12 protein-coding genes are annotated in these 13,960 nt (G+C 58.3%); 8 read left to right on the top strand and 4 right to left on the bottom strand.

The genetic code is table 11. The features are described 5' to 3' along the window. Window positions 1–14 precede the first annotated feature (14 nt). The gene (gene mutS, locus DSM110093_RS00305) at window positions 15–2,636 is read right to left on the bottom strand and encodes a DNA mismatch repair protein MutS (protein ID WP_243267742.1); all 2,622 of its coding nucleotides are present in this window, start codon (window positions 2,634–2,636) and stop codon (window positions 15–17) included. A gap of 193 nt (window positions 2,637–2,829) precedes the next feature. On the opposite strand from mutS, the gene DSM110093_RS00300 reads away from it, so the two are divergent. Together DSM110093_RS00300 and DSM110093_RS00295 are read left to right on the top strand one after the other, a co-directional pair. After that, a complete protein-coding gene (locus DSM110093_RS00300) occupies window positions 2,830–5,088 on the top strand; it encodes an NADP-dependent malic enzyme (protein WP_243266181.1) in 2,259 nt (752 codons plus the stop codon). Continuing rightward, window positions 5,088–5,963 (top strand): ribokinase, encoded by an 876-nt coding sequence (locus tag DSM110093_RS00295; protein ID WP_243266180.1) that lies wholly within the window; start codon window positions 5,088–5,090, stop codon window positions 5,961–5,963. Before DSM110093_RS00300 ends, DSM110093_RS00295 begins: the two co-directional genes overlap by 1 nt. A 15-nt stretch (window positions 5,964–5,978) precedes the next feature. Here DSM110093_RS00295 and msrA read toward each other — a convergent pair whose 3' ends face one another. Beyond that, window positions 5,979–6,644 carry a peptide-methionine (S)-S-oxide reductase MsrA gene (gene msrA / locus DSM110093_RS00290; protein WP_243266179.1) on the bottom strand — a complete coding sequence of 222 codons (666 nt, stop codon included), beginning with the start codon at window positions 6,642–6,644 and terminating at the stop codon, window positions 5,979–5,981. Window positions 6,645–6,797: 153 nt separating this feature from the next. On the opposite strand from msrA, the gene DSM110093_RS00285 reads away from it, so the two are divergent. Together DSM110093_RS00285 and DSM110093_RS00280 are read left to right on the top strand one after the other, a co-directional pair. Beyond that, entirely contained in the window at window positions 6,798–7,496 is a 699-nt protein-coding gene (locus tag DSM110093_RS00285; protein ID WP_243266178.1) for a sulfotransferase, read from the top strand. Window positions 7,497–7,569: 73 nt separating this feature from the next. Continuing rightward, on the top strand, window positions 7,570–7,971 hold the full coding sequence (locus DSM110093_RS00280) for a hypothetical protein (RefSeq protein ID WP_243266177.1): 402 nt from the start codon (window positions 7,570–7,572) through the stop codon (window positions 7,969–7,971). Window positions 7,972–8,120: 149 nt separating this feature from the next. On the opposite strand, the gene DSM110093_RS00275 is transcribed toward DSM110093_RS00280, so the two are convergent. Beyond that, entirely contained in the window at window positions 8,121–9,347 is a 1,227-nt protein-coding gene (locus tag DSM110093_RS00275; protein ID WP_243266176.1) for an argininosuccinate synthase, read from the bottom strand. 124 nt (window positions 9,348–9,471) lie between these two features. Between DSM110093_RS00275 and ilvA the strand changes: the two genes are divergently transcribed. Continuing rightward, window positions 9,472–10,704: a threonine ammonia-lyase IlvA gene (gene ilvA / locus DSM110093_RS00270; protein WP_243266175.1), complete on the top strand. Its 1,233-nt coding sequence runs from the start codon at window positions 9,472–9,474 to the stop codon at window positions 10,702–10,704. Here the strand turns inward: ilvA and DSM110093_RS00265 are convergent. Continuing rightward, window positions 10,645–11,139: an NUDIX hydrolase gene (locus tag DSM110093_RS00265; RefSeq protein ID WP_243266174.1), complete on the bottom strand. Its 495-nt coding sequence runs from the start codon at window positions 11,137–11,139 to the stop codon at window positions 10,645–10,647. The genes ilvA and DSM110093_RS00265 overlap by 60 nt on opposite strands. Before the next feature lie 76 nt (window positions 11,140–11,215). Between DSM110093_RS00265 and DSM110093_RS00260 the strand changes: the two genes are divergently transcribed. From DSM110093_RS00260 to DSM110093_RS00250, 3 genes are read left to right on the top strand one after another with little or no spacing between them, the layout of a single operon-like run. After that, on the top strand, window positions 11,216–12,190 hold the full coding sequence (locus tag DSM110093_RS00260) for an Hsp33 family molecular chaperone HslO (RefSeq protein WP_120349783.1): 975 nt from the start codon (window positions 11,216–11,218) through the stop codon (window positions 12,188–12,190). 1 nt (window position 12,191) lies between these two features. After that, window positions 12,192–12,788, top strand: coding sequence for a CoA pyrophosphatase (locus tag DSM110093_RS00255; RefSeq protein ID WP_243266173.1), 597 nt, complete (start codon window positions 12,192–12,194; stop codon window positions 12,786–12,788). Further along, entirely contained in the window at window positions 12,785–13,948 is a 1,164-nt protein-coding gene (locus DSM110093_RS00250) for a CCA tRNA nucleotidyltransferase (RefSeq protein ID WP_243266172.1), read from the top strand. Before DSM110093_RS00255 ends, DSM110093_RS00250 begins: the two co-directional genes overlap by 4 nt. The last annotated feature ends 12 nt before the right edge of the window (window positions 13,949–13,960 follow it).

Below are 13,960 nucleotides of genomic sequence, written 5' to 3'. Positions count from 1 at the left end.
TTTGAAAGAGGCGGTCAGGATTTGGCCGCCTCTTTAAGTTTATAGATCAGCTCAAGCGCTTCACGGGGGGAAAGTTCATCGGGGATGATCTCTTTCAGTTTTTCCTCAACTGCGGAGGATTTGCTCGCCTTCGGCTGTGGGGCAGGGCTGACCGCAAAGAGCGGCAGGTCGTCGATTAGCGTTTTCTGAGTGGCGCCACCTTCGCGTTCGCCCTTTTCTAACGCTTCGAGCACCACACGGGCGCGGGCGATGACCGGGGCGGGCAGGCCTGCCAGCTGCGCCACTTGCACGCCGTAGGACCGATCAGCGGCACCCTTGCGCACCTCGTGCAAAAAGACGACCTCGCCCTCCCATTCCTTGACCGCCACCGTGGCATTGTCGACCCCTGGCAGCTTGCCCGCCAGCGCCGTCATTTCGTGGTAATGCGTGGCAAATAGCGCGCGAGCGCGGTTCACGTCGTGCAGATGCTCAAGCGTGGCCCATGCGATTGACAAGCCGTCATAGGTGGCCGTGCCGCGCCCGATCTCATCAAGGATCACCAGCGCACGGTCGTCTGCTTGGTTCAGGATCGCGGCTGTTTCGACCATTTCAACCATAAAGGTCGAGCGACCCCGCGCTAAATCATCCGACGCACCAACGCGGCTAAACAACTGGCTGACGATGCCGATATGGGCCGAGCTTGCGGGCACGAAGCTGCCCATCTGGGCCATCAGCGCAATCAAAGCGTTTTGGCGGAGAAATGTCGATTTACCCGCCATGTTGGGGCCGGTTAGCAGCCAGATATTAGCGGCGTCACCCTCAGCCCCCAAATCGCAATCATTGGCGATAAAGGGTTCACCTGATTGCTGTGCCAATGCACGCTCTACAACCGGATGCCGCCCGCCTTCGATCTCAAATGCGCGGCTCATGTCGACGCGGGGGCGGGTCCAGTTTTCGCTACGGGCGAGGTCAGCCAATGCAGCGGCCAGATCGACTTCGGCCAGACCGGAAGACGCTTGGCCGATCTCGGCGGCCTGATCTAAGATCGCACTTCGTAGACGTTCATAGAGCCGTTTCTCAATTTCCTGCGCATGATTGCCAGCGTTAAGGATTTTAGTCTCCAACTCTGACAGTTCGACCGTGGTAAAGCGTACTTGATTGGCGGTTGTTTGACGGTGGATAAACGTCTCTGACAGCGGAGCAGAGAGCATTTTTTCCGCGTGGGTCGAGGTGCATTCGATGAAGTAGCCCAGCACGTTATTATGCTTAATTTTCAGCGAAGAAATCCCGGTATCAGAGACAAATTGCTGCTGCATGCCAGCGATGACGCCGCGGCCTTCGTCGCGTAGCTCACGCGCGGCGTCTAGGTCTTCATCGTACCCCGGCGCGATGAAACCACCATCGCGCACCATCAAGGGCGGCTCTGCCACCAGACCCTGATCCAACAGGTCAATCAGATCGCCATGGCCTTGCAGCCCTTCGGCGGCGTCGCGTAGAAGATCTGGCAGATCGTGCTGGGTTAGGGACTGATGCAATGCCTCAGCTTCGATTAGGCCGTTGCGAATAGCGGCAAGGTCGCGCGGGCCCCCACGATCCAATGAAAGACGTGACAACGCGCGGTCAAGATCGGGCACATTGCGCAGACGTTCGCGGATATCCTGCGCCACGCGGGGGGTGTCAAAAGCAAAGCTGACCGCATCGGCGCGGGCGTTGACCACATCGACCACCCGCGAGGGGCTTGAGATCCGCCGCTCCAACAGACGCGCGCCCCCGGCTGTTGCGGTATTGTCCATGATCGACAGGAGCGACCCGGCGCGTCCGCCGTTAAGCGAATGTGTCAGTTCCAGATTGCGTCGGGTCGCCGCATCGATCTGAACGGTACGGGCTTCGGCCTCTTTCTGTGGGGGGCGCAGCAGGGGCAAGTTGCCGCGCTGCGTGATCGTGAGGTATTCTATTACCGCTCCCATCGCGGAAACTTCGGCGCGGGTGAAGGTCCCGAACGCCTCTAACGTGGCAATATCGAACAGATCGCAGATACGTTTTTCAGCGCTAGTGCTGTCAAACGCGGATCGCGCCAGCCCAGTCAGTGCAATGCCGAAATCAGAGACGACCTCGTGCAATTCATTCTCTTTTGCCTCGGAAACGATCAACTCAGACGGGGAAAGCCGCGCTAGTTCTGGCCCAAGACGAACCTGCGCCAGTGGCATCACGTGAAACGCCCCGGTTGAGATATCGACCCACGCCATTGCGCAGGCATCCCGCACTTCGGCAAAGGCGGCGAGGTAGTTATGGCGGCGCGCTTCCAACAGGCTCTCTTCGGTCAGCGTGCCGGGTGTGACCAGCCGCACCACATCGCGCTTCACGACCGACTTATACCCGCGCTTCTTGGCCTCGGCTGGGCTTTCCATCTGCTCACAGACAGCTACGCGAAACCCTTTGCGGATCAGGGTCAGCAGATAGCCTTCGGCGGCATGGACCGGCACGCCGCACATGGCGATGTCTTTACCCTGATGCTTGCCACGTTTGGTCAGCGCGATATCCAATGCTTCGGCCGCGGCAACGGCGTCATCGAAAAACATCTCATAGAAATCGCCCATGCGGTAGAACAACAGCGCATCCGCGTGGTCCGCTTTAAGCTCAAGATATTGCGCCATCATTGGCGTTACTTTTTCTGTCTGCACGGCTGCCCCCTGTTGCAGCGCAGACCCTACAAAACCCCCCGACGCAGCGAAAGGGGGGTGCAGCGCGATGGGCGGTCTTTGTCGTGCGATTTTCCCTGACGCGGCGCTTGCGTTGTGCTGAACTCTGTTCGTGGCTAAGAAGATTTGGAAGCAGAAAAAGGGTTATGTCGTGACAAGAAAGAACCGTATCACCTCTGAAGAGGCGCTTGCCTTTCACCTTGAACCGACGCCCGGCAAGTTCGAGATCTCGGCCACCGTGCCGATGACCACGCAGCGCGACCTTAGCCTTGCCTATTCCCCCGGTGTGGCCGTGCCCTGCGAGGCGATCGCGGAAAACCCCGAAACGGCTTATGATTATACTAACAAAGGCAACCTCGTCGCAGTGATCTCCAACGGGACGGCGGTGCTGGGCTTGGGGAACCTCGGCGCGCTGGCGTCCAAGCCGGTGATGGAGGGCAAGGCGGTGCTGTTCAAACGCTTCGCCGATGTGAACTCTATCGATATTGAACTGGATACCGAGGATACCGAAGCCTTCATTAATGCCTGCAAGCTGATGGGGCCGACCTTTGGTGGCATCAACCTCGAAGACATCAAAGCGCCTGAGTGTTTCATCATCGAACAGCGTCTGAAGGAAGAAATGGACATCCCCGTCTTCCATGACGACCAGCACGGGACAGCGGTGATCTGTGCCGCCGGTTTGATCAACGCGCTGCACCTGTCGGGCAAAAAGATCGAAGATGTGCGGATCGTGCTGAACGGTGCAGGGGCCGCTGGGATCGCTTGTTTGGAACTGCTGAAAGCGATGGGTGCGAAACATGACAATTGCATCATGTGCGATACCAAAGGTGTGATTTATCAAGGCCGTACCGAGGGGATGAACCAGTGGAAGTCGGCCCATGCCGCGAACACCGAGCTGCGGAGTCTCGAAGAGGCGATGAAGGGAGCGGATGTTTTCCTTGGCGTCTCTGTGAAAGGCGCTGTGACGCCCGACATGGTAGCCTCTATGGCCGACAATCCGGTGATCTTTGCCATGGCGAACCCTGATCCAGAGATCACGCCGGAAGAGGCACATGAGGTTCGGATGGACGCCATCGTTGCCACCGGACGTTCGGATTACCCTAATCAGGTCAACAACGTGCTGGGCTTTCCCTATCTCTTCCGTGGTGCGCTGGACATCCATGCGCGGGCCATCAACGACGAGATGAAGATCGCCTGTGCGCACGCATTGGCGCAATTGGCCCGTGAGGATGTGCCGGACGAAGTCGCGCTGGCCTATGGTAAGACACTGACCTTTGGGCGTGATTACATCATCCCCACGCCTTTTGACCCACGCTTGATTCACCGTATTCCGCCCGCAGTCGCCAAGGCAGGGATGGACACCGGTGCTGCGCGCCGTCCGATAATTGATATGGACGCTTACGAACTGGGCCTAAAATCACGGATGGATCCGACCGCGAGCATTCTGCGTGGAATCAATGCACGGGCGCGGGCGAACCAAGCACGGATGATCTTTGCAGAAGGCGATGACCCCAAGGTTCTGCGTGCGGCGGTGATGTATCAACGCGCCGGGTTGGGCAAAGCGTTGGTCGTAGGCCGCGAAGAGGATGTACGCGCGAAACTCGAAGCCTCCGGCATGGAAGACGCAGTGCGCGAGTTGGAAGTGGTGAACGCTGCCAATACCCAGCATTTGGAGACGTACAAAGATTTCCTATATGGCCGCTTGCAGCGCAAAGGGTTTGACCGCAAAGATATCCACCGCCTCGCCTCGCGCGACCGCCACGTCTATGCGGCGCTGATGCTGGCACATGGCCATGGCGATGGTCTGGTGACCGGGGCCACCCGCAAGTCCGCGCATGTTTTGGAACGGTTAAACCACGTGTTTGATGCCAATGCCGAAGCAGGTGCCGCTGGGATCACGGCATTACTGCATAAGGGACGTATCGTCTTTATCGCTGATACACTTGTGCATGAGTGGCCGGACGAGAATGACCTGGCCAATATCGCCGAAAGCGGTGCGCGGGTGGCACGGCATCTGGGGCTTGAGCCGCGTGTAGCTTTCGTCAGCTTCTCTACTTTCGGGTATCCGGTATCTGAACGGGCCGAGAAAATGCATCTTGCCCCCGAAGTGCTTGATCGGCGCGGCGTTGACTTTGAATACGAAGGCGAGATGACGGTGGATGTGGCGCTGAACGCAGCCAGCCAAGCGAACTACCCATTCTCGCGGCTCACTGGTCCTGCCAATATTTTGGTCGTGCCTGCGCGGCACTCGGCCAGCATTTCGGTCAAGCTGATGCAGGAAATGGCGGGGGCGACGGTGATCGGTCCGATTCTTACGGGGCTCGATAAGTCGATCCAGATTTGCTCTTCGACCTCTACGGCGAATGACATTCTCAACATGGCCATTCTTGCGGCCTGTAAGGTGGGCTGATGATCTGGAACCTCGGCTCTATTAACGCGGATAACTTTTATTTGCTTCCTCATCTGCCGGGACCGGGAGAGACGGTTTCAGCCCGTGATTTCCGTCAGGGTCTGGGCGGTAAGGGGGCCAATATGTCGGTCGCCGCCGCGCGGGCCGGGACGCGCATCATGCATGTTGGTGCGCTTGGTGCCGATGGCGGCTGGGCGTTGGAGCGGCTGCTGGAATATGGGGTGGAAACGGCGCATATCACCCTGATGGAGGGCGTGACGGGCCATGCCAATATCGCGGTGGATCTGGAAGGTGAGAACAATATCGTTATCTTCCCCGGCACCAATCATGAAATCACCGAAGAGATGATAGGCGCGGCGCTGAGTGAGGCATCTGCGGGCGACTGGCTGTTGATGCAAAACGAAACCAACGGTCAGCGTTTCGCAGCGCAGACGGCCAAGACTTTGGGCTTGCATCTGGCCTATGCGGCGGCACCGTTTGATCCCGAGGCCGTGACAGCAATCATCGAACAGATTGATCTGCTGGTGCTAAACGAGGTCGAAGCAGCGCAGCTTCGGGCCGCCACCGGGGGTGAGCTGCGTCAATTGCCCGTCGATGATATCGTGGTGACGTTGGGTTCGGAAGGCTGCGAATGGGTCTCTAACAACGCACACCGTGTTGAATCTTTCCCCGCTTATAAGGTTGATGCAGTGGATACGACGGGGGCGGGGGACACTTTTACTGGTTATCTGGTGGCCGGGCTGGACCGGGGAATGAACATGCCGCAGGCAATCGATCTGGCGATGCGGGCCGGAGCCTTGATGGTCACGCGCCACGGAACTGCAGATGTGATCCCCGACCTGAAAGAGATCGGAGATCATGATTTTAGTATCTAACTGATGAATTAGAGCTTATTTGACAAAGGGCGCAGCGCTGCCCCAAAGCTGTTTTACGCGCGCATCACGGCCACAGCCGTTGCGATAGCGTTTGTAGGCCACAGATTTCTTAACCGCTACACCAACACTGCTGAACGCAAGTCGTTCGCTGCTTTTGTAGTAGTCTTGGTGGTAATCTTCGGCCGGATAGAAGGGTGTATCGCCAAGGATCGGGGTCACGATCTGGGTGCCAAGTGCGGCCTGTGCTCCGGCCTTTGCTTCTTCTGCCGCGCTTTTCTGGGCGGCGTTGCCAGCAAAGATTGCTGTGCGATAGCTATCCCCACGGTCACAAAACTGACCGCCCGCGTCCGTAGGATCAACCGAACGGAAAAACAGATCGAGCAGCGTATTGCGGCTGACCACGGCAGGGTCGAATTGGATCTGCACCGCCTCATAGTGGCCGGTGTTGCCGCCGGTGACTTCTTTGTAAGTGGGGTTTTTGGTGCGGCCGCCTGCAAAGCCTGAAACGGCTTCTTTTACGCCTTTCACGGATTCAAAATCCGCTTCTACACACCAAAAGCAGCCGCCTGCTACGGTGAGCACTTCAGTCTCTGCCGCTGCAGCGGGGCGGTTTTGCGCCACGAACCCAAGTGTGATGGCAAGGGTCAGGATCGCGGGTTTGAACATTGATTTTCGGAACATGGTGGTCCTCCTCTGGCATAGGGTTGCCGCTGAGACGTAGGTAGCGCAAGGCCGAGACGGGGAAAGTCACGCTGTGGTGAAGGCAATTTACCACTTGGCTTAGAGCGGTGATCTTTCTAGCCTCGCGGGCTGAACTGCAATTGGGAGAGTGTCATGCGTATCGCGATGTGGTCCGGGCCACGCAATTTGAGTACGGCGATGATGTATAGTTTTGGGGCGCGTCAGGACTTTACCGCGATAGATGAGCCTTTTTATGCAGCCTATCTGAAGGTCACTGGTCTGGACCACCCGATGCGCGGCGTGGTGCTGGCTGCACAGGAACAAGACCCTGCATTGGTCCCCAATGGGTTTGTACAGGACGGCGCGCGGCATCTTTATATGAAACATATGGCGCAGCATATGATCGATGGGTTCCCGCTGGATTGGGCGAAGGATTGTGTGAACGTTCACCTCATCCGGCATCCCGCGCGGGTGATCTCCAGCTACGCAGAAAAACGCGAAGAGCCGAGCTTAGCCGATATTGGTTTTGAACGTCAGGCCATGTTGTATGAACATCTTGGCGGGGTGATCATTGATAGTGCCGATATCCGCGCGAACCCCGAAGGTATGCTGCGCAAGCTATGCGCGGCGCTAAATTTAACCTTTGATCCCGCAATGTTGCGCTGGTCTGCCGGGCCACGACCTGAAGACGGCGTATGGGCGCCGCATTGGTACGGGACAATCCACAAAAGCACCGGTTTTGCTGGCCCCGAAGGAGCATTGAAGGAACTCGACCGCGCTCAACAAGAGGTCTTGGAAGAGGCTATGCCCTATTATGAGAAGCTTTTCACCAAGCGGATAAAATTAAACTAATAAATTTGAAACTTCTGTCCTCCTTTGTCGTGAGTGTAACGGCTGCATATGGGGGATGAATTAGATGAGAAGTATGACAAGCACCCTAATCGCCTTGGCGATGGTTACGGGTGGTGCTTGCGCCGATGCATATGCCACTGCCATGGCCGAAGCGTCAGACGATAATTTTTCTGATACGGCCGTAAGTGCGGAAAAGGTTATCGCGGATAAAAACGGTTGGTTGGTCATGTACCGGACCGATGAAGAAATGAAACCTGACGCGGTGATTGGCGTTGCCCCACTGCGCGCGGGGGAGGCCGAAGAAATTGCCCCGGTGCTGCAAAATGAGGTCGAGGAGGATGATATGGTTATGATGACAGTTCAACCTGACGATAACGCAAAGCAGAACGTGTTCGATGTTAAGCCGGAATCTAAAGATGGCGAGCCGAACAAACTGAAGGGTACATTGGTGATGAGGGTTGTGAGCGTAGAGTGATGTATTTCGACGCTTGTTAAGAAGAAGGCCCAGACGGAAACGTCTGGGCCTTCTTCTTTTGGCGCTCTTGGGGGAGGCCGCCGGGGGCGCTGCCCCCGGACCCCCGCGGGTATTTAAGAAAGGATGAAAGAGGGTCTGGGACCCGTGCTTCAGCCTTTGGTGCGTTTGTCGCGGGCGGCGAGCAGTTTGAGGCGCAGGGCGTTCAGTTGGATGAAGCCTGCGGCGTCTTTCTGGTCGTAGGCGCCGGCGTCGTCTTCAAAGGTCACATGGGCCTCGGAGTAAAGGCTGTGATCGGACCAGCGGCCCACGGTGCGAACGTGGCCTTTGTAGAGTTTCAGGCGCACGGTGCCGGTGACATGGGTTTGGCTTGCATCGATGGCGGCTTGCAGCATGGTGCGTTCGGGGCTGTACCAGAAGCCGTTGTAGATGAGCTCGGCGTATTTCGGCATCAGCTCGTCTTTTAGGTGCATGGCGCCGCGGTCGAGGGTGATGGATTCAATGCCGCGGTGAGCTTCGAGCAGGAGGGTGCCGCCGGGGGTTTCGTAGATGCCACGGGACTTCATGCCGACGAAGCGGCCTTCGACCAGATCGAGGCGCCCACAACCGTGTTTGCCGCCAAGCTCGTTGAGTTTGGTGAGGATCGTGGCGGGAGACATGGCTTCGCCGTTGATGCTAACGGCATCGCCGCGCTCGAAGCCGATTTCGACATATTCAGGGGTGTCGGGTGCGTCTTCGGGGCTGACTGTGCGCTGGTAGACGTAGTCGGGTGCATCGACGGCGGGATCTTCGAGGACTTTGCCTTCGGACGAGGTGTGCAGCAGGTTGGCGTCGACAGAGAATGGCGCTTCGCCGCGTTTGTCTTTGGCGATCGGGATCTGGTTTTCTTCCGCGAAGGCCAGCAATTTGGTGCGGCTCGACAGATCCCATTCGCGCCAAGGGGCGATCACCTTGATGTCAGGGTTCAGCGCATAGGCGGCCAGTTCGAAGCGAACTTGGTCATTGCCTTTGCCGGTGGCGCCGTGGGCGACCGCATCGGCGCCGGTTTCTTCGGCGATTTCTACCAGACGTTTGGAGATCAGCGGACGGGCGATGGAGGTGCCTAGGAGGTAGAGACCTTCATAAACTGCATTGGCGCGGAACATCGGGAAGACGAAGTCGCGCACGAACTCCTCACGTACGTCTTCGATATAGATGTTTTCAGGAGCGATGCCCATCATCTCGGCTTTTTTGCGGGCGGGCTCCAGCTCTTCACCTTGGCCAAGGTCGGCGGTGAATGTCACCACTTCGCAGCCATATTCGGTTTGCAGCCATTTCAGGATGATCGAGGTATCGAGGCCGCCGGAATAGGCAAGCACGACTTTCTTGGGCGCGGACATGACGGGTTTCCTTTCAAGTTCGCTCTGCGAGGTAGCGGTTTTCGCGGGCGCGGGCAAGATTGAAGCCTGCGTTGACCTATGCAGGCTGCGCGCCTATCGACGAAGAGCAGCAAGGAGAGCACAGATGGCGGATGAATTTGCACAGAAAGCACAGGCGGCGGCAGAGGCGTTGCGGGTGTTGTTTCCGGCCACACCACTGTTGCGGAATGAGCATCTGTCGGAGCGTTTTGACGCGGATATTTGGTTGAAACGTGAGGATTTGAGTCCTGTACGCTCTTACAAGCTGCGTGGCGCGTTCAATGCGATGCGCAAAGTTATTCCGGGGCAGGGGCTGTTTGTTTGTGCCTCGGCAGGCAACCATGCGCAGGGGGTGGCTTTTGCCTGTAGCCATTTCGGGGTGCGGGGCGTGATTTTCATGCCGGTGACGACGCCACAACAGAAAGTTCAGAAGACCCGTATTTTTGGCGGCGATAACGTCGAGATCCGGTTGGTCGGGGATTATTTCGACGCCACTCTGGCCGCTGCGCAGAACTTTTGCCGGGATGAGGGGGCGCATTTCCTGTCGCCCTTCGACGACGAGGATGTGATTGAGGGTCAGGCATCTGTTGCCGTTGAGATTGCCGAGCAATTAGGGCGGGTGCCGGACCGGGTGATCTTGCCGGTGGGCGGCGGCGGCCTGTCTTCGGGGGTGGTCAGTTATTTTGGCACCACCTGTGATTACACATTCGTTGAACCTGCCGGTGCGCCGAGCTTGGCGCGGGCGTTGGAAGTGGGGGCGCCGGTCGATGTCTCTCCGATTGATAACTTTGTCGATGGCGCCGCAGTGGCCAAGATAGGTGCGCGGACGTTTGAGCGGCTTCGCGGGGTGAACCCTGCGGATGTGGTGCATCTACCGGAGGATCGTATCTGCGTGACGATTAACGAGATGTTGAACGTCGAAGGCATCGTGTTGGAGCCAGCAGGCGCGCTGTCGATAGATGCGCTGGGCGAAGTGGCGGATCAAATTGTAGGCAAAACGGTGGTCTGTGTGGCCTCGGGCGGTAATTTCGATTTCGAGCGTTTGCCAGAGGTTAAGGAACGGGCGCAGCGCTATTCCGGGGTAAAGAAGTACTTCATCCTGCGTATGCCACAGCGGCCGGGCGCCTTGAAAGAGTTCCTGATGATGCTTGGGCCTGACGATGATATTTGCCGCTTTGAGTATCTTAAAAAATCAGCGCGCAATTTTGGTTCGGTTCTGATCGGGATCGAGACACGGCAGCCTGAGAATTTTAAGCCTTTCTTGGAGCAGTTGGGACAATCAGGTTTTACCTATACGGACATTACCAACGACGAGACGCTCGCGCAGTTTGTTTTGTGATGTGAGGTAACGTTCTAGAAACAGCCTGTCGCCCTCATTCGCGAGGGTTGCCACGGCTTCGCTGGCAGATAGCACCAGTGTGGCATGGTGTTGTTCTGTCGGTTCGGCAATCCGGCGTACGGGGTGGGCGACATAGATATGGCAGATTTTCTGCGCCCAAAGATCGTAATCCTTCATATAGGTGAAACGGCGGAACGCACCCAGACGGCGCGGGCGGGCGATGCGCCAACCGGTTTCTTCCAGCACTTCGCGGTGCAGCGCTTGAAGAGGGGATTCACCAGCCTCAATACCGCCACCGGGCAGTTGCACTTCGGTCTCGTCGCCCATTTCAAGCGTCATCAAAAAGCGGCTTTGCAGCGGCAGAATGGCATAGACGCCGGGGCGGGGTGTGTAGGTTTGGCCGGGCTGCGGTGCGCGGCCTGTACGTCTGATCATCTGCTGCCCCTTTTTCCATGGGTTGCTGCGCCTATATAGACGCGGTATGCCAAGCGGCCCCCGATAAGGAAACCCGATGACCCAAGGAACTAAAATCGCGTGGGACGATACCGTTCTGCCCTTTCAGCTTGATGATGTCGACATGCGCGGCCGCGTGGCGCGGCTTGATGGCGTGTTGGAAGGCATCCTGAAGCAGCACGATTACCCGCCGCAGGTTGAAGCTTTGGTGGCCGAGATGGCGTTGTTGACCGCATTGATCGGTCAGACGATCAAGCTGCGCTGGAAATTATCGCTACAGGTACAGTCCAAAGGCGCCGTTCGGATGATCGCGACCGATTACTACGGCCCCGAGAAGGAAGGCGAGCCTGCGCGCATCCGCGCCTATGCCAGCTATGATGCGGATCGGCTGACCGATGACGCCCCGTTTGAACAGATCGGCGAAGGCTATTTCGCGATCATGATTGACCAAGGCAAAGGCATGACCCCCTATCAGGGCATCACGCCGCTGGCTGGCGGGTCTTTGGCGGCCTGTGCAGAAGCCTATTTCGCCCAGTCCGAGCAGTTGCCGACACGCTTTTCGCTAAGCTTTGGCAAATCGTCCGGTCCGGGCGAGCCAGAGCATTGGCGTGCCGGTGGCATCATGTTGCAGCATATGCCCAAAGCCTCGCCGCTCTCGGCGTCGGGCGAAGGTACGGGTGAGGTCCTCAAGGCCGACGACTTGGTCGAAGGCGATGAGGCCGAGAATTGGAACCGCGTGAACATCCTGCTCGGCACGGTTGAAGATCTGGAACTGATCGGCCCCAGCGTGCCGCCGACCGACCTTCTGCTGCGATTGTTTCACGAGGAACAACCGCGGGTCTATGATGCGCAGCCGGTGCGTTTTGGGTGTACTTGCTCCGAAGATCGCGTGCGTCAAAGTCTGTCGATCTACTCAGCGCGCGATATCGAGAAGATGACAACTGATGATGGCCGAGTGACCGCCGATTGCCAATTCTGCGGCGCGCATTATGACCTCGACCCGGCCACGGTCGGTTTCGACGCTAAGGCCTGAGGTGAACGATCGGTTCCAGTCTTTCCGCAAGGCGCTCGCGCAGACAGGGGTGGAATCCTCTGACTTTGACCTGAATCCAGAGGTCTCGTTGCCCGCAGGCCGCAGCCTGCGGCCTGCGGGCGTGCTCGCGCCGGTGATTGATACGGGCGCGCGATTGGAACTGATCTTAACCAAACGCTCTTCGGCGTTGAAACACCACCCCGGACAGATAGCCTTTCCGGGGGGCAAACAAGACGGCGGCGATGCGGATGTTATCGCCGCCGCTTTGCGGGAAGCACGCGAAGAGATCGGCATGCCGAGCGACATCGTGGATGTTTTGGGGGTGCTGCCTGCCCATGAAACGGTCACCGGCTTTAGCGTGACCCCCGTGATCGGCTATGTGACGCGCGATTTCACCGTGGTGCCAGAGCCCGGCGAGGTTGAAGAGGTGTTTCGCGTGCCGCTAGACCATGTGCTGAACCCCAGCAATTATCTTGTCCATTCACGGCGTTGGCGGGGCCAGCGGCGGTATTATTACGCTGTTCCCTATGGCCCCTATTACATCTGGGGCGCGACCGCGCGTATGTTGCGGGCATGGGCGACTCGCATGAACACATGATTCCAACCACGACACGCTGGTTACATGACGCAGACGCACAGCGGGTTTGCCGCGTGGTGCGGGATGGCGGGCACCGTATCTATTTCGTCGGGGGCTGTGTGCGCGATGCACTGTTGGGCCTGCCGGACAGCGATGTTGACCTTTCCACCGATGCAACACCTGAGACTGTGATGACGCTGGCCAAGGCTGCCGGGGTCAAGGCTGTGCCGACAGGGATCGACCATGGTACGGTGACGTTGGTTTCTGGCGGCAAGCCGTTCGAGATCACCACCTTTCGCCGTGATGTCGAAACCGATGGCCGCCGTGCTGTTGTGGCCTTTTCCACCGATATCGCCGAAGATGCCCGCCGCCGTGATTTCACGATGAACGCGCTCTATGCCACGCCCGAGGGCCGTGTGATCGACCCGTTGGGCGGCCTGCTTGACCTGTACGCGCGACGGCTGCGTTTCATTGAGGATGCAGGTCAGCGTATCCGCGAGGATTATCTGCGCACCCTGCGCTATTTTCGCTTCATGGCGTGGTATGGCGACCCGGAGGCGGGGCCGGAGCCGGAGGCGCTGGATGCCATCGCGTCGAACTTGGATGGGTTAGAAACGCTTTCGGCAGAGCGGGTCGGGCAGGAGTTCAAAAAGCTGCTCCGCGCGCCGGATCCCGCCCCGGCCTTGGCGTTGATGCGGCAAACCGGTGCCTTGCCGGTGCTTTTGCCGGGGAGTGATGACCGCTGGCTATCCATGCTGGTTCATTTTGAACAAATGTTGGGGCTTGAGCCTGACTGGCTGGTTCGGCTGGCCGCGCTGGGCGGGGAAGCCTTGGCGGATCATCGTCTGCGGTTGAGCAAGGCAGAGGCCAAGCGCCTGACGGTGCTGCAAGAGCAAGGCTTTGCCGGGCCACCGCTGGCCGAACTTGCCTATCGTCATGGGGCAGGGATCGCCCGTGGCGCTGCATTGCTACGCGGCGTTATGGCAGAACAGATGCCCGAAACCACCGTGTTAGAGACGATTTCAAACGCCGCCACTGCCCGTTTTCCGGTAACGGCCAAAGACCTGATGCCAGCGGTCAAAGGCCCGGCCTTGGGGCAAGAGCTTGCCCGGTTGGAGCAAATCTGGATCAACTCCGGCTTCACTGTGGCCCGCGCGGAGTTGCTGCGAAAGCCCAGCTAGGTCGACATCGCG

Origin of the sequence: Sulfitobacter sp. DSM 110093 (assembly GCF_022788715.1) — a bacterium.
Lineage (GTDB): Bacteria > Pseudomonadota > Alphaproteobacteria > Rhodobacterales > Rhodobacteraceae > Sulfitobacter.
The sequence above is the reverse complement of the archived record's forward strand: the minus strand, read 5'-3'. Positions and strand labels throughout refer to the sequence as shown.

What these genes read in the sequence shown, in the direction of transcription:
- mutS (WP_243267742.1), bottom strand. Translation starts at nt 2,636, where the DNA reads ATGATGGCGCAATATCTTGAGCTTAAAGCGGACCACGCGGATGCGCTG.
- DSM110093_RS00295 (WP_243266180.1), top strand. Translation starts at nt 5,088, where the DNA reads ATGATCTGGAACCTCGGCTCTATTAACGCGGATAACTTTTATTTGCTT.
- msrA (WP_243266179.1), bottom strand. Translation starts at nt 6,644, where the DNA reads ATGTTCCGAAAATCAATGTTCAAACCCGCGATCCTGACCCTTGCCATC.
- DSM110093_RS00285 (WP_243266178.1), top strand. Translation starts at nt 6,798, where the DNA reads ATGCGTATCGCGATGTGGTCCGGGCCACGCAATTTGAGTACGGCGATG.
- DSM110093_RS00280 (WP_243266177.1), top strand. Translation starts at nt 7,570, where the DNA reads ATGACAAGCACCCTAATCGCCTTGGCGATGGTTACGGGTGGTGCTTGC.
- DSM110093_RS00275 (WP_243266176.1), bottom strand. Translation starts at nt 9,347, where the DNA reads ATGTCCGCGCCCAAGAAAGTCGTGCTTGCCTATTCCGGCGGCCTCGAT.
- ilvA (WP_243266175.1), top strand. Translation starts at nt 9,472, where the DNA reads ATGGCGGATGAATTTGCACAGAAAGCACAGGCGGCGGCAGAGGCGTTG.
- DSM110093_RS00265 (WP_243266174.1), bottom strand. Translation starts at nt 11,139, where the DNA reads ATGATCAGACGTACAGGCCGCGCACCGCAGCCCGGCCAAACCTACACA.
- DSM110093_RS00260 (WP_120349783.1), top strand. Translation starts at nt 11,216, where the DNA reads ATGACCCAAGGAACTAAAATCGCGTGGGACGATACCGTTCTGCCCTTT.
- DSM110093_RS00250 (WP_243266172.1), top strand. Translation starts at nt 12,785, where the DNA reads ATGATTCCAACCACGACACGCTGGTTACATGACGCAGACGCACAGCGG.